This window comes from Photobacterium sp. GSS17 (genome assembly GCF_028621875.1).
GTDB classification, from domain to species: Bacteria; Pseudomonadota; Gammaproteobacteria; order Enterobacterales; family Vibrionaceae; genus Photobacterium; species Photobacterium ganghwense.
The window spans coordinates 2,759,262-2,780,212 of sequence record NZ_CP117517.1; the positions used below are offsets into that span (position 1 = coordinate 2,759,262).

Below are 20,951 nucleotides of genomic sequence, written 5' to 3' on the forward strand. Positions count from 1 at the left end.
AAAAAAACCATCCGACGCCAGCCATATGCCATGATTTTATTGAAGGAAATGCCACTCAGCCTTCCCTGTTGTTCCTACCCGAGGGGCAGATGTCATCTCGTTAACCGATTTTCGCAATTTTTCACAGTTGTAGCGAAACCAGATCAATTTTTTTTACTGCCAACCTGCTAATCTCAATGACAGCTCAAAGACACAATAAAGGCTTTCATTATGGAAATGACAAACGCACAACGCCTGATCCTATCTAACCAGTACTTCCTGATGTCGCAGTTAGATCCGACACATGCCGCCAAGTACCGCCGCCTGCAAACCATTGTTGAACGTGGCTATGGCCTGCAGATGCGGGAGCTGGACAAAGACTTCGGTGAACTGTCAGAGCAGGATTGCCGCCAGGTCATCGACTTCATGGAGATGTACCACGCGATGCAGGAATCCTACAAAATGCTGGCAGGTGAAAATCAGGGCCAGGTCGACGAACGTCGTCTGCAGTTCCTGGGTTTCGATGCCGCCACCGAAGCACAACTGGTGCACTATGTCCGCTTCCTGACCGAAGAAGAAGGCCTGTATCCACAGTTTGATAAAGCCCTGCACATGTTCAACAGTCAGGTACCCATGCTGGCAAAATACCAGCGTATGCTACAAACCTGGCGTAACTGCCCGCGTCAGTACCACCTGTCAGTAACAGAAATCCAGCAGATTCAGAACGCCTGAGCCACCTCGCTCACGTTTGCTCTCTCCGCAGCCGGGCTTGTCCCGGCTGTCTGCCATTTTCCCGCTATTGATCCCTGTGCCTCACGCGACCTCCACGCTCCAAGCCTTAAACTGTGATCACAAACAATAATTTTTTCTCTTTTGAGTTGTTTTTGACCCAGGGTGAGACATAACCAACAAAAAAACCGCTAAACCTTTAATAATTCGAAACAATCAAATTCAATTCCGCTATTCTTAACGCCCGTTAACGAGTATATATACCCCAATCCCTGCAATAAGCGGTGACAACCAGCCACGCGCTGCGCCGATACACGATGAAACAGGGATATTCGTCTGTCTGCCACCTCCCGGAGCGGCTGCCCGTTTTATGATGAGATTACTGCTGTTTGTCTTTGTCTTTCTCTCGGCATCGAGTTGGGCACAACCGACCAACCAGCTGATCATTCTCACGACCTTTACCCGTGAGTCACTGCAGCCGGTTCTCGACGCTTTTCAGCAGTATTACCCCGATGTCAGTTTCAGTGTCCTGCACCGCCGGGAAACCTCCGGCCTGCACCTATTAAATCAGGACAATCACGACATCGACGTTGTCCTGTCTTCATCGCTGTCTCTGTTCTCCACGCTGGAAGAGCAACAGCGCTTGCTGCCGCTGGAAACCCTAAACTTTGATTCGACCTCCCAGCAACAACGGTTTATGCAGCACACCATCAACAATGTGGTGATTTTCGGTTATTCCGGGCTCGGGCTGATGTGGAATCAGGATTATCTCGATAAACACCACTTGCCCCGCCCGGAACGCTGGGAAGATCTCACCGCTCCGGAGTATTTCCGTCATCTGGTGATGAGCAGCCCGGCCCGCTCCGGCACCACGCATGTTATGGTCGAAAACCTGCTCCAGCGCTACGGCTGGAAGCGCGGCTGGCAGATCATACTGCAGATAGGCGGTAACCTGGCCGCCGTTTCGGCCCGCAGTTACGGGGTCAGTGACAGCATTACCCGCGGGCTGGCCGGGATCGGCCTGACCATCGACAGTCACGCCTTCTCCCGCCAGAAGCATTTTCCGTATATTGGCTTTACCTACCAACCGCACAGCCCGCTGCTGCCCGGCTATGTTGCGGCAGTCCGCAATACCAATCAGGCGCTGCACAGCGTGGCGCTGATCCGGTTTCTGCTGTCAGAAGAAGTCCAGAAAAAACTGGCTCAGGACACCCTGAACAAATACGCCCTGAACCAGACTCTGAGCCAGCCGCTGGACATTACCCCGATTAACCTGACGCAAATGCAGCAGCGAACCATTTTGATCAAGCTGCTGTTTGAGCAAATCGTCAATCAGCAACTGTTGCGTCTGAATCAAGCCTGGCAGCTGATTCATGAAGTCCGCTCGCTGCCGCTACTGACCATGGCGGAAACCCGCCAGCTCAATCTGGCCGTCAAACTGGCTTCAACCCCGCCGATCACCGAAAGTCAGGCCGAAGACCCGATTTTGCTGGAGGCCCTCAGCCTGAACCGTCAGGACATCAGCACCCTCCACCATATCAACCAATGGCGCCAGCTGATGACCAGCCAGCTGGATCAGGCGATAGCCATCTGCGAACAGTTAATCGCCTCGAAAGAACACAGGCAGGTGCACGATGAAAAAGCGTAACACCATAGGAAACCGCCTGATTGTATCCATCTGGTTTATGGCATTTTTGACAATCGCCGTCAGCCTGATTGCAATTGTTAACTGGGAGAGCTTTGACGACCAGATTCAGGCCATGGTGGAGAAAAACCTGCCGACCCTGCGTGCCAGTTATCAGCTGGAGCGCAATACCGCGGGTCTGCAGGCGGCCCTGAACCAGCTTGGCAATAACACCGACACCGTCCTGCATGCCGATTTAAAGCAGAACATCATTGATAAACTCGGCCGGATCAACGGGGCGATCACGCAGACCGCCGGGTTGGATATGCATTCAGATATCCGCCATGCTTATCAGGCGCTGCAACAAGATATCCAGTTTTATGCGGATCTGCTGTACGAGCGCAACACCCACCAGTTGGTGCTGGCGCAAACCGAAAACAACATCAAGTGGCTGCATCAGGATCTGATTGATGAGCTGACCCCGATCCGTCAGGAAGTGGAGTGGCAGCTTACCCGGATGCTGCCGAACGCGATCAGCAGCAGCGCGCTGAACGATGTGATGACGGAGTTCTCCCTGATCCAGGCCATTACCGTCAAAGAGAATGAGCTTCACCAGTTGGTGCAGGAGATCATCCGCCAGCGTCAGGATCGCGACATCAACAATGCGTTCTACTTCATCGGTTATAAAACCGAGGAAGTCAGCAAGATGAGCCAGCAGCTCAGCCACTACGCGTCGACAGCCTCATACCGGCAGCTCCTGCAGGAGATGATTTCGCTGGTGCAACCGGGCGGAATTCTGGAGGCCCAGCTAATCCGGGATACAGACCTGTCACGCCAGATCACCCGCTACCAAGCCAAAATTCAGCATCAGCTGAGCGATCTGGAAGCCCTGATCCTGACCATGGTGGAAACCGAAGATGCCCTGCTGAACCAGCTGAATGAGAAAACCCGGCAATCCATCACCATCAGTAATTTCATCCTGTTCGGAATGATGTTCATCACGCTGTTTTTGTCGGTGATGGTATCGGTTTATCTGGTCGGCCAAGGCATCGTGAAACGCCTCAACCTGTTGTCGCAGGATCTCTATGCCGTTGCCAGCAACCAGCACAATGCCCAGATTCAGGTCAGCGGCAATGACGAAATCGGCCTGCTGGGCGATAATCTGCGCCAGTTCTGCCGTCAGATGCAGGAAATGCAGCAAAGCAATGCCCTGAACCTCATCAACAACACTCAGGCCAGTATCATTACCTGCGACCTGAGCGGCACCATTGAGTCCGTCAACTCCAGCGCGCTCAGCCTGTTTGACGAAGTGAGCGAGCCCCAGAATAAATTCCTGTGGGAGTTGTTCAGCCCGACCATGCAGTTCCGGCTGCAGTCGCTGTTCGCCGACAACAGCCCGCTGCTGAATAACCGTGGCTGCAACCTGACCATCAAACACCCGCATGACGAAGGCAGCGCCCTGTACCTGCGGCTTGATTTCCGCCTGTTTGAACAGGGACCAACGGACAAGGTCATTATCACCATGACCGACATTACCGAGCAGGAAAATGCCGCCCGCTGGCTGGAAAAAATGGTGCGGGAAAAAACCCGCTCACTGACCAGCCGTAACCGCCAGCTGAAAGCCGAGGTGGAAGACCGGAAACGGGTCGAAGCCGATCTGCGGTCCACCCAGAATGAACTGATCCAGGCAGCGAAAATGGCGGTGGTCGGCCAGACCATGACCTCCCTCGCCCATGAGTTGAATCAACCGTTGTCGGCTATTTCCACCCATCTGTTTACCGCCAAGCTGGCGCTGGAAAAAGAGCGGTTGGACAAACTACCGCAAAGCCTCGACAAGATAGATAACCTGACCTCCCGCATGGGACAGATGATCTCGAGCCTGAAAAGTTTCTCTAAGAAACAGCCGGCCGACAGCCCGCTCAAACCGGTCAATGTTCAGGACTCGATCGCGCAGGCCATGATGATTGTGGACAGCCGGACCCGTCAGCAGCAAACCACAATTATCAACCGGATCAGCACTCCACTGGCCGGACTGGCCGATCAAGTTCAGTTCGAGCAGGTGCTGGTCAACTTGCTGGTCAACAGCTGCGATGCCGTGGCCGGTTGTGAACAACGCCAGATTGACATTTTGCCGCTTGGCATTGAAAACGGCCGGTGTCGGCTGGCCGTTACCGACAGCGGACAGGGATTCTCCGCTGAAATTATAGAAAAGCTCTTTATTCCATTTACTACTACAAAAGAGGTGGGACTGGGCCTTGGCCTGAGTATCTGCCGATCCATCATGCACCGCCTGGACGGGGATATTTTTCTCGCGTCTAACCTGTCCGGCGGGGCCATGGTCGTGTTGGAGTTAAAACATTATGACAATGAATAACGAAACCGAAATCTTAATCATTGATGATGATCAGGATGTACTTGAGTCGTACCAGCAACTGCTGGAAATGTCCGGCTACACCGTGAAAGCCATTACCGACCCGACACAAGTCACGCCTTTGCTGAATAAGGACTGGCCGGGTGTCGTGGTGACCGATATGTACATGCCCGGTATGAGTGGGATGGAGCTGATGGAGAAAGTCAAAGCACTGGATCCTGAGCTGCCAGTGATCATGATCACCGGTCATGGGGATATTCCAATGGCTGTCGATGCCCTCAAACGCGGAGCCATCGACTTTCTGCAAAAACCGCTGCAACCAGCCGAGCTGCTCGCCTTGCTCGATAAACACCTGCCACTGCGCAAGTCCAAAATTGAGCAACGCCGGGCGATGGCCCAGACCACCAGCGCTGAACTGCTGGGTGACAGCCCGCTGATGATCAAGCTGCGGGAGAAAGTGGCACAGATCGCCCTCACCAGCCGGGACGTTCTGGTCGAAGGCGAAAACGGCACCGGTCGCCATACCGTGACCCGCCTGCTGCACCGCCACAGTATGGTGTGTGACGGCCCTTATGTTACGGTGCAGGGCTCGGCGATAACCTGTACCGCAGATCTGCAGCGTGCCATGATTTCCGCCCGCGGCGGCAGCCTCAGCCTGAGTGAACCGCAGGCTATGCCGCAGGAAACCCAGCAATGGCTGTGCCGCTTCCTGCTGGAGCAAGAGCGCCTGAACAAAAAAGAAGTCCGGGTACTGGCCGTCACCGGACCGAATCCGGAAAGCCTGGTCGAGCATGACAACCTGCTGCCGGAGCTGTTTTACTTCCTAAGCCAGGTACGCTTCCAGATGCCGCCAATGCGTCAGCGGGTGTGTGATATTGCGCCGCTGTTTAAGCATTTCCTCAAGCTCAGCTGCCAGAAACTGCACAAACCGATGCCAACGCTCGACAAGGCGTATATCAATACCCTGAACCGGCATGAGTGGAACGGCAACGTGCTAGAGCTGAAAAACGTGGCAGAGCTATACGCTATCGGTATCGTGAAACTGGCGGGGCAGGATCGCACCAAACCGATCGAGCACATGAGCAGCCCACTGGACGATCTGGTCGACAATTACGAAAAACAGGTGATTGAAGATGCGCTGTACCTGTTTGCAGGACGGATCAACGATGTGTCCAACTATCTGCAGATTCCACGCAAAAAGCTGTACTTACGAATGAAAAAACACAATCTGGATAAAGCCGAGTACAAGGCCAGAGGCTGATCCCAACCAGTTTGTGTTGCCACGTCATCACCCACCCGTGGCTGTTCTGACCCAAAAGCCTAGGAAAGCTTTCCTAGGCTTTTTGCTACTTCAGCCGCCCACAGACTTAGCGGATGAATGGGCGTAACAGTGTTGGGTAAGTAACAGTATTGGGTAAAAGGTTCGCTTAAAATGCGTAACGCAGCCCGAGCATGAGTTCGTCTTCGTCGTTATCCCCGACGCCACCCTCACCTTCATCCAGCAGGTTGAACTTGTAGCTGCCAAACAGAGTGACACCGCCGATATAGCGCGCATATTCAACGCCAATGAAGTTGATATCCAGAGCGTCAATATCATCGGCCGAGAAATAGCTGTATGTCATGTTGACGTTGTTGTCACCAAAGAAGTAGCCCAGGTAAAAGTCAGCCGCATTGTAATCAGAGTCTTGAATACCTAACGATGAAATACTGCCCCCTTGGTACAAGCCCGCTAGCCAAAGACCGAGATCATTGGTGTATTTCGCACCAGCGAAAATAGCATCTGAGCGGTCGGTGTCGGAGCCATTCCCGTATGTTTCATCACTGGAAGCATAGCCGACACCCAGCTCAAGCCCGACCGGCAGACTATAGGCAAGTACCGCGCCATAGCCGTCGCTTTTTGCACTGTCGCTATCGGAATTGAAGTTGCCATCTATCTGGAAGGTCAAGCCATAATCCGTCATAAGCTCATAGCGCAGGACATTTTTCGCCCGGTCCGCTGTCGCGACGGTATATTCATTGATGTAGCCACCAAATGTTTCCGCCACGTCAGTCCAATCGGTCAAATACGTGACCGCATTCGTCTGGTGACCGTAGTATAAGTTACCCCGGCTGGTCTCAACCCCTGCGTATAAATGACGGGTATTAATTTTAACGTCATCGCTTGAGCCATCTTCCGCTTCTTTTAACTCAAATTCATACTTGCCGAAAAAGGACAAATTGCTTGATACCGCCTGCCGACCATCGACACTGAGTCGAACTCGAGATGCATCCTGATAACTACTGCTGTTGTCGGATGTTTTGTTGGCATCAGAAAAGTTAGCCCTGACCTCCACTCGACCGCCGACATTAAAGGTGGTTTCATCGTCCTGATATACCGTTGCGGCTGAAACGACCGTGGTTGAAAAAGAGCATGCCACTGCTATAGCGATTTTTTTTTTCATCTGTAGATATCCTATCTTTGTTAGTCAGATACAACCTGTTGTCAATAAAATCCTCGCTGACATAAAACAGACTTGTCTTAATTAACTTAGGTGGCACACAAAAACTTTACAAAATAATATTTTTTTACTTGTGGAATTTTCGGCCATTGACGCTCAACCGCCTTCCTGAGCCCTGTTTCCGAACATTACGTACGCCCTAATTTAGTGCAATAAAGCATTGGCGTTGCCTACCTCGATGGTGGCGCCCAGAAAGCCTGTTGCACCAGCAAGACGGTCGGGCGCACTCGGTTTACTTGCAGCTTGCCGGAGCAGACGTTTACAATGCCCGCAAATTCAACTGACCGTGTGATCCCATGCCGTACCAATGCCCTCTCTGCCACCAGCCACTCAGCCAGCAAGACAAAACCTGGAAATGTGCCAACAACCACCAGTTTGATGAGGCCAAAGAAGGGTATGTCAACCTCATGCCGGTTCATCACAAAAGCTCGAAAAACCCGGGCGATAACAAAGAAATGATGCAGGCACGCCGCGCATTTCTGGAAGCCGGTCATTATGATCCGCTGCGGGCTAAGGTGGTGGAAAAACTGGCGACCCTGCTACCGGAAGAGGCGGAGCAACTGCTGGATATTGGTTGTGGTGAGGGTTACTACACGTCCGGCATTGCTGACGGTCTGACACAAAACCATACGCATTCTCCGTCACTGACAGTTCATGGCCTCGACATCTCGAAGGTAGCCGTGCGTTATGCAGCAAAACGCTACAAGCAATGCCACTTTTGCGTGGCTTCCAGCCACCGCCTGCCATTTGCCGATCAGTCGCTGGATGGGGTGATCCGCATTTATGCACCCTGCAAGCCGGAAGAGCTGAAACGAACCATCCGCCCGGCCGGTATTCTGGTCACGGTCACACCGGCCGCACGTCATTTGTACCAGCTCAAAGAGCTGATTTATAACGACGTCCGTCTGCATGATATGACTCCGGAAACCCTTGACGGCTTCTCCCTGATTGACGATACCCAGCTCCATTACACCCTGACATTGAGCGGAGCAGAAGCAACGGCACTGATGCAAATGACACCGTTTGCCTGGAAAACCAGCGAAGCAGTCTGGCAACAACTGGCTGACAGTGAGACGTTTGACTGTGAAGCCGATTTTGCGATTCGGGTGTACCACCGAAACGAAGATGACGCGCCAGAATGCCTGTCGAAGTCTCAGCCAGAAACCTAACCGTCAGTTGCTTCCCTTTGTCGCTGAACAGCCGCAATTTACAACCACAATAAACGCCATCAATTGATAGTGGTTATCAATAACATTTGATAACCACTATCAACTCATCTAATATCTCACGCCAGATTTTCGGATTTCTCATACACTTAACCCTGTTAAGTGTTGCTAACCAGTGTGATTATTTCTCATGAAAAAATGGCTTTCACTTGGTCTGGCCGGACTGCTGGCCGGTTGTGCCGCTCAATCTGAGCCGGACACCGCCTTTACCCCAGCCCCGACCATGTACGACTTCACCATCCAGTCCCCGGACGGCTCCCCGATGACATTGTCAGCGCTGACATCGGCGTTACGCGATGCCGATATTGTTCTGGTGGGAGAATGGCACGGCCACCCGGCATCGCATCTGATGCAAGCGCAGTTAATGGCGGCCCTGTATAGCCAGAAGCCGAAGCTGGCCCTGTCGATGGAGCAGTTCACCCGCGACAAACAAGCCGTGGTTGATCAATACCTGGCAGGCAAAATCGGCGAGAAAACCCTGATGAACGAGGGCAATGCCTGGCCCAACTACGAAAGTGATTATCGTCCGTTAGTGGAATTCGCCAAAACCCATCAGCTGGATGTGATCGCGGCGAATGCTCCGAAAAGCATCGTGCGCTGCATCGGCCAGCAAGGCCCCGCCTATCTCTCCCTGCTACCGGCAGAGGAACGCCAGTGGGTCGCACAGTCTCTGACCCTGAACGATGATGCCTACCGCCAAACCTTCAATGCCTCAATGCACCACGGCGATGAGGCCAAGACCAGCCGCCAGTTTGCCGCGCAAACCGCGTGGGATGACACAATGGCAGAAAGCATGGTGAGCTACCTCACCCGCCATCCCGGCACCCAAATCATCCATACCGCTGGACGTTTCCATGTGGCCGAAGGGCTGGGCACCGCATCACGCATTCTGGCACGTAACCCGAATCTGAAGGTCATGATGGTCACGCCAGTCACTACGGAATCGCCACTGGCAGAAGGCGCGCCAGACTACACGTTCACGGTCATGCCTCTGCCGCCGGGTTACGTGGATGAGGCCAAAATGATGGCAGCGATGAAGACAATCCACAGCCGCAACCTGTCATTACAGTGCTATTCGCCTAATTCGCAATGAGGGATTAACGCGTTATCTGTGGTCAATACGTTTTCTCAGTTCAATACGTTCTCATAAATTAATAATGGGTGAGTGCCTGCACTGAAAACGGTGTTCCTGAGCCATACCGGTTTGACCCTTCAACCTGACGCCTCACCCTGACGTAACATACTGATTCCCCCTTCTGGTCTGAACGATTTCATTCGGCCAGAAGAGGGAGAATCCCACCAGAGAATGCGCCGGTAGCCCGGGTAGCCTGCCTTTTGCAGCCAATTATGCTGTATCTGTAATTAATGGTATGACGAAATATCCACCCGGTTAGCGCGGTGTATTGCCCTGTCATCCTCTAGCAGAAACACTGCTTTGGCGCACAATTCCTGTGCCACCAATAAAAATACCAAATAAGAATGCAAGGCTATTTTTTACACAATAAACCTTACACTAATATGGATACCCTCAGTATCACCATGTAATCCCCTACCCAATCCACCACCTGCCAGCACGAACCACCACCACCATGTTGCAACCTTGTTAAAATTCTTATGTTCTTTTATAGCCCGTTGCGCTAAAACTTTATGCCAAGAGGGATTCGCACCGGATGCGAATCGACCCCAGACAGCCGCGCAGTCAACCTCCGATTGCTGATTTAGCGCTGTCAGACCTCAGTACTATTACTACAGGGAGCGTGTTCAGATATGGTATTCAAGAGCAAACAACTACTTACTGCTGCCGCAGTGGCAGCGTCACTGGCACTGTCTTCACCGGCAGTCCTCGCTGATGTGGCCAAAGTCGCTGTCTCTCAGATTGTAGAGCACCCGGCATTGGATGCGGCCCGTAACGGTCTGCTTGATGGCCTGAAGCAAAAAGGCTACGTCGAAGGGGAAAACCTGGAGTTTACGTATCAGACTGCTCAAGGTAATCCGGCCATTGCAGTTCAGATCGCCAAACAGTTTGTTGGTGAAAATCCGGATGTTCTGGTCGGCATTGCAACACCAACGGCTCAGGCGCTGGCGGCGTCGACCCGCTCTATTCCTATCGTCTTTACTGCCGTAACCGACCCGGTCGGCGCGAAGCTGGTCAGCAATCCGGATAAACCCAACCGCAACGTGACTGGCCTGTCTGACCTGTCTCCGGTCGCCCAGCATATTGAGCTGATGCAGGAGCTGCTGCCTGGCATGAAGAGCGTGGGCGTGATCTTCAACCCGGGTGAAGCTAATGCCGTAGCACTGGTCGAACTGCTTCGTAACGCGGCGAAAGAACGTGGGCTGATGGTCGTAGAAGGCACGGCACTAAAGAGCGCCGATGTTCAGGCTGCCGCACAGATTGTTGCCGCCAAAGCTGACGTGATTTACGCGCCAACCGACAATACCGTCGCCAGTGCTATTGATGGTCTGGTCAATGCGGGTAACCAGAACAATACCCCGGTTATTGGGGCATCGACCACCTACATTGAAAGCGGTGCGCTGGCAGCACTGGGCTTTGACTACTACCAGGTAGGCATCCAGACCGCCGACTACGTTGACGCTATCCTTAAAGGTAAAAAAGTGTCTGAGTTACCGGTCAAAGTGGCGCGTGGCTCCGACTTAGCGCTAAACCAAAAAGCGGCAGACAAACTGGGCATCACCTTCCCGGCGTCAGTCCTGGAACGTGCGACGTCAGTTGCGAAATAAACCATTTTGCGTGACCGACGCAGTCCGGCACTGAGTGACCTTTCACCATGACATGACACAGCCGTGATATCACACGGCTGTGTCCTGACCCATTCACCGTCAGGACAAGAGGCTGGGACACGCGGCAGCGCTCGCGGGCGCTGTCTGTCTCCCCTGCTATCTGACAGTGTTAGGTTTGCCGACTTCGTTACACGCCATTCCCTGCAAGACAAAAGACAAGGAGAATTGGGATGTCTTTCTTTGCCTTTCTCGGCACCCTGGAAATCGGGCTGGTTTACGGCCTGGTGGCGCTCGGGGTCTACCTTACTTTCCGCGTATTGGATTTTCCGGATCTGACCGTGGATGGCAGTTTCCCTATGGGGGCCGCCGTTGCCGCAACTGCAATTGTGGCCGGTGTCAACCCTTGGGTTGCGACCCTGCTGGCTATTATGGCCGGTGGTCTGTGTGGCCTGGTGACGGCATTTCTCGCCGTGCGCTGCGGGATCCTCCATTTGCTGGCGAGTATCCTGACAATGATCGCCGCCTTTTCGATCAACATCCGTATCATGGGTCGCCCTAACATCGCGCTGCTGGGTGAAGATACCATTTTCACTCCGTTTGAAACGCTGGCGTTTGATGCCGGCATGGACGGTAGCGTATTCCGTCTTGTGGTTGTGCTGCTGCTGGTGATACTCAGTGGCTGGTTCATCACCCGCTTGCTGGCCAGTGATTTCGGTTTGGGCCTGCGCGCGACCGGGGTCAACAGCCGCATGGTGCGTGCTCAGGGCGGTAACACCGCACTGTACACCTACTTCGGTCTGGCACTGTCCAATGGCCTGGTGGGTTTCTCCGGTGCCCTGTTTGCCCAGACTAACAGCTTTGCTGACGTCACATCTGGGGTCGGCACCATTGTGGTGGGTCTGGCGGCGGTGATCCTGGGGCAAACCCTGATTCCGGGACGCAAAATCTGGGTCGCGGTTGTCGCCGTGATTCTGGGGTCAATCCTGTACCGTCTGGCGGTTGCCTTTGCCCTGAGTAGCGGCATGTTCGGCCTGCAGGCGTCGGATCTCAACCTGATCACGGCTCTGCTGGTAGCGGTTGCTCTTATCGCACCTCGCATGAAAACCCAGTTGAAACGTGGCGGAAAAAAGAAGTCTTCCGTCGCCGCTAAGAAAATGGCCTGAGTGGGATAAGGATGTACCATGATTGAGCTAAACGATATTCGCGTGACCTTCAACGAAGGCACCATTTTGGAAAATCAGGCCCTGAAAGGCGTCAACCTGACCGTCCCGGAAAAACAATTTGTGACGGTCATTGGCTCCAACGGTGCGGGCAAGTCAACCCTGCTGGGTGCCGTCAGCGGTGAAACCCCGATGGTTGGCGGTCAGGTGCTGATCAACAACATCGACGTAACCCGTCAGTCGGTGCATGAACGCGCCCAGTATGCCGCCCGGGTATTTCAGGACCCGCTGGCCGGGACCTGTGGGGCCCTGACCATCGAAGAAAACATGGCGCTAGCCTACAAGCGGGGCGGAAAGCGCAGCTGGAAGCTGGCTTTGTCCTCCAAGCGCCGTAAGTTGTTCCAGGAGCGGATCAGCATTCTTGGGCTGGGTCTGGAAGATCGCCTCGGCGACAGCATCGGGCTGCTGTCCGGTGGTCAACGTCAGGCGGTCAGTCTGGTGATGGCCACACTGGCCGACAGTAAACTGCTACTGCTCGACGAGCACACCGCTGCGCTGGATCCGCGCATGGCTGCTTTCGTCCTGGCGCTGACCAAAAAGGTGGTGGAAGAATTCGACCTCACCGTCATGATGGTCACCCACTCGATGAAAGATGCCCTGGCCTACGGCGATCGCACGGTGATGCTGCATCAGGGACAAATTGTTCTCGATGTGGAAGGTGAAGAGCGGGCCAATATGGACGTGAAACACCTGCTGGAAATGTTCAGCAAAGTGCGTGGGGAAGAGCTGGCCGACGACAGTTTGCTGCTGAGCTAAGCCCCAAAGCACTCGGTACGCACGCGGTATTCGCGACGGCGGCAGAATTAAAGTAAAATACTGACTGAGCCCGGCATGGTCCGGGCCTTTTATTTTAGGAATACGATGAAAAAGACATTTGCTTTAACTCACCCGAAGAAAGCGGTTCCACGTGTTGTAGAAGCCGTAAAGTATGAGATCAAAAAATACCTGAAGCGTGAGCGCAACAAACGCTTGCCGGAAGGTGTTGACTACTGGGATTTTGACTGCCGTTTCGGCCATACCGAGCAGGAAGCAAAGGTTATTCATGTCAAAGAAATCAACAAAAATCTGGACGAAGCCGAAGCTCTGGCTCTAACGTCTTGTTATGTTGAGATCCTGGCAAAACCAGGTGTTCGCAATAAGAAAGTCGTTTCCGACCTTGACGAAACTGAAGAATAAGGCAGCCAGCACAGCGCCTGATTCATCAAAAGCTCGTCCAAAAAAAGTAGCCAGGCGGCTACTTTTTTTATTGGGCTCTGTCTGTTGTATATGACTCTTTCAGTGCCAGCCCCCCTGTCGGCACGTCAAAAACCGGCGCTCAAAACCAGCGTTCAAGGGCCCCTTTGTCGAGCTGCTTAAACGCGCGATCGAGCACCTGAGCCAGTTCGAGATAACGCGGCTGAGATTTAGGCGGTTGCAATGCATACCCCTCGCTGACAATTTTGTCGTAAATTTCGCGATACCAGCCGGCTAAAGAAGGCGGCAACACCGTCCGGCTGCGCTTACCCAGCCACCACAGCCCCTGCAATGGCATACTCAGAGCAAACAAAGCCACCGCAATGGCCTGCGGCAGGGCCTGATAGTTATTGAAGGCCATCTGACTCAACACACTCATTACCGCAACAGCCGGCATTACCCGCATCGCAAAACGGGTTGCCTTGATGTAACGCTGCTCCGGAAACAGGATGGCCAGCTCTTTGCGTATCGGCCAGACCGCCATGTAATCCTGACCATGGCGAAACGCCCGCCAGATAGAATTTTGTTGACTCATAAATCACCAAACTTCAAAAAAAACAGTAAAACTTAAACTGTACGGATAACAAACTTGATTCAAATTAAATTTTTCTAAAAATCTTTTTGTTATATTGCGTAACAATCGCTATCCTAGGCACGCCTACTTTTCATTGTTGCCTGTAATCTCTGTTCTGGCAACTAGAGGCACCCCCATGGATGGCCCCAGGAGCTGATTTACACGCTTCCTACATAATACGGACATAACTCGATTTTGACCCTGATGAGACCGACTATCGAAAAGTCGTCTATCCTATGGGTAATTTTTATACGGTTGAATATCAACTTTCAGACAGATTATAGGTAGTCACTCATGTCTAAGCTGGTTTTAGTACTTAACTGCGGTAGTTCTTCTCTAAAGTTCGCTGTTGTTGACGCGGTATCTGGTGAAGAGCACCTGACAGGTCTTGCAGAATGTCTGCACCTTCCTGAAGCTCGTATCAAGTGGAAACTTGACGGTAAGCACGAAGCACAACTGGGCGAAGGCGCTGCGCACGAAGAAGCGCTGGCATTCATGGTAGATACTATCCTTGCATCTAAGCCTGAACTAGCAGAAAACCTGAAAGCTATCGGTCACCGCGTAGTACACGGTGGCGAGAAGTTCACTCAGTCAGTATTGATCTGTGAAGACGTACTGAAAGGTATCGAAGAGTGTTCTACTCTGGCTCCGCTGCACAACCCAGCGCACATCATCGGTATCAAAGCGGCACAAAAATCTTTCCCAAGCCTGAAGAACGTAGCGGTATTTGACACTGCGTTCCACCAGACTATGCCAGAAGAATCGTACCTGTACGCACTGCCATACAACCTGTACAAAGAACACGGTATCCGTCGTTACGGCATGCACGGTACTTCTCACCTGTTCATCACTCGCGAAACTGCGAAACTGCTGAACAAGCCAGAAGAAGAACTGAACATCATCAACTGCCACCTGGGTAACGGTGCGTCTGTTTGTGCAATCAAGAACGGTAAGTCTGTAGATACATCTATGGGTCTGACTCCGCTTGAAGGTCTGGTAATGGGTACTCGTTGTGGTGACATCGACCCTGCAATCATCTTCCACCTGCACGACACACTGGGCTACTCTGTTGAGAAAATCAACACGATGCTGACTAAAGAGTCTGGCCTGCTGGGTCTGACTGAAGTGACTTCTGACTGCCGTTTTGTTGAAGACAACTACGGTCAGAAAGAAGAAGCAACGCGTGCAATGGACGTGTTCTGCCACCGTCTGGCGAAATACGTTGCTGGTTACACTGCAACTCTGGAAGGCCGTCTGGACGCAATCACTTTCACCGGTGGTATCGGTGAAAACTCTGCACCAATCCGTGAGATGGTTCTGAACCGTCTGGCTATCCTGGGTGTAGAAGTAGACAGCGAAGCTAACCTGAAAGCTCGCTTCGGTGGTGAAGGTGTGATCACTACTGCAAACAGCCGTGTTCCTGCAATGGTTGTTTCTACTAACGAAGAACTTGTTATCGCTGAAGATACAGCTCGTCTGGCTGACATCTAATCCGCGACATGAGTCTGAAGACGGCTGGCCTGGGCCGGCCGTTTTCACATAACCAGTCTGCCCCGGCAACGTGCCACAGACTGAGTTATCCGCTTTTTGAGGTGCTGTCCAATACCGGTGATTCATCGTTATTGAACAGCACAGTTGTTTCCTGAATAGTTGAGGAATCTATAGTGTCCCGTACTATCATGCTTGTTCCGGTTGGCGCCGGAGTTGGTCTGACCAGCGTTAGCCTGGGTGTGCTTCGTGCCATGGAACGCAAAGGTGTTCGCGTTTCTTTCTTCAAGCCTATCGCGCAGCCTCGTCACGGCGGTGAGCAGCCAGATCTGACAACCACTATCATCACTGCAAACAGCGACATGAAAGTGGCTGAGCCGTTCTCAATGGCTAGCGCTGAAGAGCTGATCCGTAACGATCAGAGCGACGTGCTGCTGGAAGACATCGTTGCTCGTTTCAAAGAAGCGACTGCCGGTGCTGAAGTTACCCTGATCGAAGGTCTGGTTCCAACTCGCAAGCATCCGTTCGCGAACCAAATCAACTTCGAAATGGCAAAGACACTGGACGCGGAAATCGTGTTCGTTGTTGCACCAGGTACTGACAACCCTTCTCAGCTGAAAGAGCGTATCGAAGTTGCATGCTCTAACTTCGGCGGCATCAAGAACAAGCAAATCGCTGGTGTTATCGTTAACAAACTGAACGCACCGGTTGACGCTGAAGGCCGTACTCGTCCTGATCTGTCTGAAATTTTTGATGATGCAGAAGCAACTGTACCTTCTCACGTAGAAGTGATGCAGGTGTTCAACTCAAGCCCAATCCGCGTACTGGGTTGTGCGCCTTGGAGTGCTGAGCTGATCGCTACGCGTGCCACTGACATCGCGAAGCACCTGAACGCTGAAATCGTTAACCCGGGTGAAATCAAAACTCGCCGCATCAAGAGCATCACGTTCTGTGCACGCTCTATCCCGAACATGGTTGAGCACTTCCGCCCAGGCTCTCTGCTGGTAACTTCAGCAGACCGTCCTGACGTTATCGTGGCAGCGTGTCTGGCAGCGATGAACGGCGTGGAAATCGGTGCCCTGCTGCTGACTGGCGGCTATGAACTGCCTAAAGCTGTGATGGATCTGTGTAAGCGTGCATTTGACACTGGCCTGCCAGTGATGACAGCACAAGGTAACACTTGGCAAACATCTCTGAACCTGCAGAGCTTCAGCCTGGAAGTACCAGCAGACGACAAAGAGCGCGTTGAACTGATTAACGAATACATGGCTAGCCACATCGACGGCCAGTGGATTGAATCTCTGTCTGAAGGTTCAACTCGCGAGCGTCGCCTGAGCCCGCCAGCATTCCGTTACCAGCTGACTGAATTTGCCCGTGCCGCGGCTAAGCGCGTTGTACTGCCTGAAGGTGACGAGCCACGTACCGTTAAAGCAGCAGCTATCTGTGCTGAACGCGGTATCGCGGAATGTGTGCTGCTGGGTAACCCGGCTGAAATCAAGCGTGTTGCAGAACAACAAGGCGTTGTTCTGGGTGCTGGCGTTGAAATCATCGACCCTGAAGTGGTACGTGAGCAATACGTAGCACGTCTGGTTGAGCTGCGTAAGAACAAAGGTATGACTGAAGTGGTTGCGCGTGAGCAACTGCAAGACACAGTGGTACTGGGTACTATGATGCTTGAGCGTGACGAAGTTGACGGTCTGGTATCTGGTGCGGTTCACACGACGGCAAACACTATCCGTCCACCGCTACAGCTGATCAAAACGGCACCGGGTGCATCTCTGGTGTCTTCTGTGTTCTTCATGCTGCTGCCTGACCAGGTTCTGGTTTATGGTGACTGTGCGATCAACCCGGATCCAACGTCTGAGCAACTGGCGGAAATCGCTATCCAGTCTGCTGACTCTGCAAAAGCGTTCGGTATCGAGCCTCGCGTTGCAATGATCTCTTACTCTACTGGTACATCTGGTCAGGGTGCAGACGTTGAGAAAGTACGTGAAGCGACTCGCATCGCTCAGGAAAAACGTCCTGACCTAGTGATCGACGGTCCTCTGCAGTACGACGCAGCTATCATGGAAAACGTTGCCGCTTCTAAAGCACCGAACTCTCCGGTAGCGGGTAAAGCGACAGTATTCGTATTCCCTGACCTGAACACAGGTAACACCACTTACAAAGCGGTACAGCGTTCTGCTGACCTGGTTTCTATCGGTCCAATGCTGCAAGGCATGCGTAAGCCTGTAAACGACCTGTCTCGTGGCGCACTGGTTGACGACATCGTCTACACCGTTGCACTGACAGCGATTCAGGCGAAACAAGCTGAAGATGCTAAAGCCTAATCACAGTACCTATCGGCCTACTGCCGGTTAGTCTGAATGATGAAACGCCCCTGCCAATGCCGGGGCGTTTTTTTATGCTACGGCACTCATCGGTACTATTTTCCACCAAAAAACAACATCTATCTTTTTAGATTTGATCAGCCAGTAAACAGAAAAGCCACATTACACGCTGCAACCATGAAAACCGCAAAAGTTTGCGATATTCCTCACTTTTACAATTCCTCCGCGGTGCGTCCGCCTCAATGCTAACCATAGCCCCCACCCCATGCCATAACTGAACAATAACCTTGGCCCACCCGGTTTCGACAGATGGAGGAAACATGAAGCTGGCTCAACTGAATATCGCCAAAGCCCGGTATCCGCTGGATTCCCTTGAACTCAAGGATTTTGTCGATAACCTTGATACCATTAATCGCCTTGCCGAACGCAGCGATGGCTTTATCTGGCGACTTAAAGATGATTCCGGTGATGCGACGTCCATTAAGGCATTCAGCGACCCCGATATGCTCGTCAATATGTCGGTCTGGGAATCCGTCGATGCGCTCAAAGACTTCATGTTCCGGACACACCATCGGGATTTCATGCGACGTAAGAGCGAATGGTTTTATCCTCTGACCGAGGATACGTATGTGTTGTGGTGGGTGCCGGACGGCTATATTCCGACAGTCGAGGAAGCCAAATCCCGCTTACTGTACTTACGCCAGCATGCTGACTCGCCGCATGCTTTTACCTTCAGGCGCCCCTTTCCATGTCGCTAAGCCTGCCGGTTACAAAAAAAAGCCGCTGGGGGTTTCCGCAGCGGCAAAGGTTAGACTCAATACAAGCAAGAGATATCTGACTCACAAAGGGTAAGTCAGCAATGTAGAACACGGTTGTTTACCCGCGGCATCACGCCATCAGTTGTCGTGACCACGCAGGTAAATAATCCAGTAACCCATCCCGACAAAGACTCCCCCACCGATAATGTTACCGATGGTCACTGGGATCAGGTTATTAATGAAAAAGTTGCTGAACGTCAGATCGGCAAAGTCGGCCGGATTCATTCCGGTCATTTGCCAGAATTCAGGGCTGGCCAAATGCTTGATACCAATCGCCATCGGCACCTGAAACATGTTGGCAATGCAGTGCTCAAAACCGGATGAGACAAACATCGCCACCGGCAGGATCATAACCAGAATCTTATCAGTCAGCGTACGGCCGCTGAACGTCATCCAGACCGCGACGCACACCAGCACGTTACACATAACGCCCAGCGCAACGGCCTGCCAGAAATCATGATGCAGCTTATGCTGGGCAATATGCATGGCATTGATCCCCAGTTCGCCGTTTGCTGACATGTACTGCTTGGTCATCAGCATGATCACCACCAGCAGCAGAGCGCCAATCAGGTTGCCGACGTAAACGACCCCCCAGTTGAGCCACAGGCTTTTCCAGCTAATCTTACCGCTCGCCCTCGCGACCAGCGTCAGCACCGAGCTGGTAAACAGCTCTCCACCGGTGATCACAACCAGGATCAACCCCAGACTAAAAGCCAGCCCGCCCACGAACCGCGACATCCCCCACGGCATGTCACCGGCACCAGTGGTCACGACGGTATAAAAGACAAAGGCAATCCCGATATGCATCCCGGCCGTAATAGCCAGCAGAAGCGATTTCACAGGGTCTTTGGTTGCCTTGCCGACCCCGATTTCCGCAGCTCGTTCCGCCATCTGAGGCGGTAACAGCGCATCAAACTGATTTTGATACATGGTGATGAGCACCTGACACAATTTGTAACACATATAAAAAGGTGAGGCGCGATATTGAACCGAATGCATCGAAAGTTCAAGCACTCAGATCAACAAAAACTCGAAATATACGAACAGATATTTCGGATATCCCGAATCAACAGAAAATGTAAACATCCGGGAACAATTCCTTGACCAGATCCTCTCAAACCATCAATCTTGCAATCACACGCATAAATATTAAGCCACATTTAGTTTTGCCGATTCCGCTCTCCTGTCGGACTATGCCCCGCTGTCACCTGCGTGAGGCCGTAGTAGATTCCGATGGTAAAAGCCGCTAAGGTGAATGTTTTTGCAGGACGCAGGCGAAACCTTCCACGATGGATTTTCTGAGCTCAATGGGCCTTTTTATCGGCTCGCTTTTATCAAACACACTCGCTTCCCTGTCCGGCGGCGGGGCCGGACTCATACAATTTCCGCTGCTGATCTTTCTCGGGCTACCTTTTGCCATTGCACTGGCTACCCATAAAGTTGCCAGCGTGGCCCTGGGACTTGGAGCGGCCCTCAAACATGTGCGGGCCGGCACGCTCGACTGGACCTTAACGATTTATGTCATTCTGGCCGGGATGGTCGGGGTCATTGCCGGTGCCAACCTGATCCTGTTTATCCCGGGCAGAGTGGCAGAAGCGCTGCTTGGCGCGCTCATTCTCGGGCTGGGGATCTACTCGCTGACGAAATCATCTCTCGGGCAGGACACCCAGCCACGCCACCGGGATCTGGCTGGCATGGTGATCGGCGGCATCGGACTGGCGGCGATTGGGGTGTTGAATGGCTCCTTGACTGCGGGCACAGGGCTATTTGTCACCCTGTTTCTGATCCGTTGGTTCGGTTTTGATTACAAGCAGGCCGTCGCCCTGACACTGGTCAGTGTCGGATTGTTCTGGAATGGAATCGGGGCGGTTACCATGTATGTGGCAGGGGCCGAGATATACTGGCCGTGGATTCCGGTTCTACTGGCCGGCTCGCTGCTGGGAGGGTATCTGGGAGCTCATCTGGCAACCCAGAAAAGTAACCGGCTGATCAAACGATGCTTTGAGGTACTGACGTTCCTGATTGGCTTCAAGTTGCTACTGGGGATGTAAGGCAGCGCAATCTGAAGCGGGTTAAATGAAAGGTGCGGTATGATTAGCACTAATTGGAACAATGCTAT

The 20,951-nt window shown here is 52.7% G+C and carries 17 protein-coding genes; 14 read left to right on the forward strand and 3 right to left on the reverse strand.

Annotated features, from left to right (window positions below; all coding sequences use genetic code 11):
• Positions 1-210 precede the first annotated feature (210 nt).
• From PGW97_RS12270 to PGW97_RS12285, 4 genes are all read left to right on the forward strand, one after another.
• On the forward strand, positions 211-711 hold the full coding sequence (locus tag PGW97_RS12270) for a YfbU family protein (protein WP_047887401.1): 501 nt from the start codon (positions 211-213) through the stop codon (positions 709-711).
• A gap of 367 nt (positions 712-1,078) precedes the next feature.
• The gene (locus PGW97_RS12275; RefSeq protein ID WP_273857425.1) at positions 1,079-2,356 is read left to right on the forward strand and encodes an ABC transporter substrate-binding protein; all 1,278 of its coding nucleotides are present in this window, start codon (positions 1,079-1,081) and stop codon (positions 2,354-2,356) included.
• On the forward strand, positions 2,343-4,706 hold the full coding sequence (locus tag PGW97_RS12280) for an ATP-binding protein (protein ID WP_047887403.1): 2,364 nt from the start codon (positions 2,343-2,345) through the stop codon (positions 4,704-4,706). Before PGW97_RS12275 ends, PGW97_RS12280 begins: the two co-directional genes overlap by 14 nt.
• The gene (locus PGW97_RS12285) at positions 4,693-5,964 is read left to right on the forward strand and encodes a sigma-54-dependent transcriptional regulator (protein WP_047887404.1); all 1,272 of its coding nucleotides are present in this window, start codon (positions 4,693-4,695) and stop codon (positions 5,962-5,964) included. Before PGW97_RS12280 ends, PGW97_RS12285 begins: the two co-directional genes overlap by 14 nt.
• Before the next feature lie 166 nt (positions 5,965-6,130).
• Here PGW97_RS12285 and PGW97_RS12290 read toward each other — a convergent pair whose 3' ends face one another.
• Positions 6,131-7,144: a porin gene (locus PGW97_RS12290; protein ID WP_047887405.1), complete on the reverse strand. Its 1,014-nt coding sequence runs from the start codon at positions 7,142-7,144 to the stop codon at positions 6,131-6,133.
• Positions 7,145-7,497: 353 nt separating this feature from the next.
• Here PGW97_RS12290 and rlmA point away from each other — a divergent pair, with 353 nt between their 5' ends.
• From rlmA to PGW97_RS12320, 6 genes are all read left to right on the forward strand, one after another.
• Entirely contained in the window at positions 7,498-8,370 is an 873-nt protein-coding gene (gene rlmA / locus PGW97_RS12295; RefSeq protein WP_273857426.1) for a 23S rRNA (guanine(745)-N(1))-methyltransferase, read from the forward strand.
• A gap of 187 nt (positions 8,371-8,557) precedes the next feature.
• Positions 8,558-9,520 carry a ChaN family lipoprotein gene (locus PGW97_RS12300; protein ID WP_273857427.1) on the forward strand — a complete coding sequence of 321 codons (963 nt, stop codon included), beginning with the start codon at positions 8,558-8,560 and terminating at the stop codon, positions 9,518-9,520.
• Between the two features lie 674 nt (positions 9,521-10,194).
• A complete protein-coding gene (locus PGW97_RS12305) occupies positions 10,195-11,169 on the forward strand; it encodes an ABC transporter substrate-binding protein (RefSeq protein WP_047887408.1) in 975 nt (324 codons plus the stop codon).
• 230 nt (positions 11,170-11,399) lie between these two features.
• Positions 11,400-12,332, forward strand: coding sequence for an ABC transporter permease (locus PGW97_RS12310; RefSeq protein ID WP_047887409.1), 933 nt, complete (start codon positions 11,400-11,402; stop codon positions 12,330-12,332).
• Positions 12,333-12,350: 18 nt separating this feature from the next.
• Positions 12,351-13,145 carry an ABC transporter ATP-binding protein gene (locus tag PGW97_RS12315; protein ID WP_047887410.1) on the forward strand — a complete coding sequence of 265 codons (795 nt, stop codon included), beginning with the start codon at positions 12,351-12,353 and terminating at the stop codon, positions 13,143-13,145.
• Between the two features lie 105 nt (positions 13,146-13,250).
• Positions 13,251-13,565, forward strand: coding sequence for a DUF6172 family protein (locus PGW97_RS12320; RefSeq protein WP_273857428.1), 315 nt, complete (start codon positions 13,251-13,253; stop codon positions 13,563-13,565).
• A gap of 139 nt (positions 13,566-13,704) precedes the next feature.
• Here PGW97_RS12320 and yfbV read toward each other — a convergent pair whose 3' ends face one another.
• On the reverse strand, positions 13,705-14,157 hold the full coding sequence (gene yfbV, locus PGW97_RS12325; RefSeq protein WP_047887412.1) for a terminus macrodomain insulation protein YfbV: 453 nt from the start codon (positions 14,155-14,157) through the stop codon (positions 13,705-13,707).
• A gap of 333 nt (positions 14,158-14,490) precedes the next feature.
• On the opposite strand from yfbV, the gene PGW97_RS12330 reads away from it, so the two are divergent.
• The 3 genes from PGW97_RS12330 (at position 14,491) to PGW97_RS12340 (ending at position 18,772) form a co-directional block, all read left to right on the forward strand.
• Complete coding sequence (locus PGW97_RS12330; RefSeq protein WP_217392716.1) at positions 14,491-15,687, forward strand: acetate kinase; 1,197 nt, start codon at positions 14,491-14,493, stop codon at positions 15,685-15,687.
• Between the two features lie 173 nt (positions 15,688-15,860).
• Positions 15,861-18,014, forward strand: a complete 2,154-nt coding sequence (gene pta / locus PGW97_RS12335; protein WP_047887414.1) for a phosphate acetyltransferase — start codon at positions 15,861-15,863, stop codon at positions 18,012-18,014.
• Positions 18,015-18,334: 320 nt separating this feature from the next.
• Positions 18,335-18,772 carry a DUF3291 domain-containing protein gene (locus PGW97_RS12340; protein WP_273857429.1) on the forward strand — a complete coding sequence of 146 codons (438 nt, stop codon included), beginning with the start codon at positions 18,335-18,337 and terminating at the stop codon, positions 18,770-18,772.
• Positions 18,773-18,910: 138 nt separating this feature from the next.
• On the opposite strand, the gene focA is transcribed toward PGW97_RS12340, so the two are convergent.
• Positions 18,911-19,762, reverse strand: a complete 852-nt coding sequence (focA, locus tag PGW97_RS12345) for a formate transporter FocA (protein ID WP_047887433.1) — start codon at positions 19,760-19,762, stop codon at positions 18,911-18,913.
• Between the two features lie 359 nt (positions 19,763-20,121).
• Here focA and PGW97_RS12350 point away from each other — a divergent pair, with 359 nt between their 5' ends.
• Entirely contained in the window at positions 20,122-20,883 is a 762-nt protein-coding gene (locus tag PGW97_RS12350; protein WP_273857430.1) for a sulfite exporter TauE/SafE family protein, read from the forward strand.
• Positions 20,884-20,951: the final 68 nt, after the last annotated feature.

Bases quoted from the DNA above. Each gene is read 5' to 3' on its own strand.
- focA (WP_047887433.1), bottom strand. From the start codon at position 19,762: ATGTATCAAAATCAGTTTGATGCGCTGTTACCGCCTCAGATGGCGGAA.
- PGW97_RS12350 (WP_273857430.1), top strand. From the start codon at position 20,122: ATGGATTTTCTGAGCTCAATGGGCCTTTTTATCGGCTCGCTTTTATCA.
- PGW97_RS12320 (WP_273857428.1), top strand. From the start codon at position 13,251: ATGAAAAAGACATTTGCTTTAACTCACCCGAAGAAAGCGGTTCCACGT.
- PGW97_RS12315 (WP_047887410.1), top strand. From the start codon at position 12,351: ATGATTGAGCTAAACGATATTCGCGTGACCTTCAACGAAGGCACCATT.
- PGW97_RS12330 (WP_217392716.1), top strand. From the start codon at position 14,491: ATGTCTAAGCTGGTTTTAGTACTTAACTGCGGTAGTTCTTCTCTAAAG.
- PGW97_RS12310 (WP_047887409.1), top strand. From the start codon at position 11,400: ATGTCTTTCTTTGCCTTTCTCGGCACCCTGGAAATCGGGCTGGTTTAC.
- PGW97_RS12300 (WP_273857427.1), top strand. From the start codon at position 8,558: ATGAAAAAATGGCTTTCACTTGGTCTGGCCGGACTGCTGGCCGGTTGT.
- PGW97_RS12305 (WP_047887408.1), top strand. From the start codon at position 10,195: ATGGTATTCAAGAGCAAACAACTACTTACTGCTGCCGCAGTGGCAGCG.
- rlmA (WP_273857426.1), top strand. From the start codon at position 7,498: ATGCCGTACCAATGCCCTCTCTGCCACCAGCCACTCAGCCAGCAAGAC.
- PGW97_RS12270 (WP_047887401.1), top strand. From the start codon at position 211: ATGGAAATGACAAACGCACAACGCCTGATCCTATCTAACCAGTACTTC.
- PGW97_RS12275 (WP_273857425.1), top strand. From the start codon at position 1,079: ATGATGAGATTACTGCTGTTTGTCTTTGTCTTTCTCTCGGCATCGAGT.
- PGW97_RS12285 (WP_047887404.1), top strand. From the start codon at position 4,693: ATGACAATGAATAACGAAACCGAAATCTTAATCATTGATGATGATCAG.
- yfbV (WP_047887412.1), bottom strand. From the start codon at position 14,157: ATGAGTCAACAAAATTCTATCTGGCGGGCGTTTCGCCATGGTCAGGAT.
- PGW97_RS12340 (WP_273857429.1), top strand. From the start codon at position 18,335: ATGAAGCTGGCTCAACTGAATATCGCCAAAGCCCGGTATCCGCTGGAT.
- PGW97_RS12280 (WP_047887403.1), top strand. From the start codon at position 2,343: ATGAAAAAGCGTAACACCATAGGAAACCGCCTGATTGTATCCATCTGG.
- PGW97_RS12290 (WP_047887405.1), bottom strand. From the start codon at position 7,144: ATGAAAAAAAAAATCGCTATAGCAGTGGCATGCTCTTTTTCAACCACG.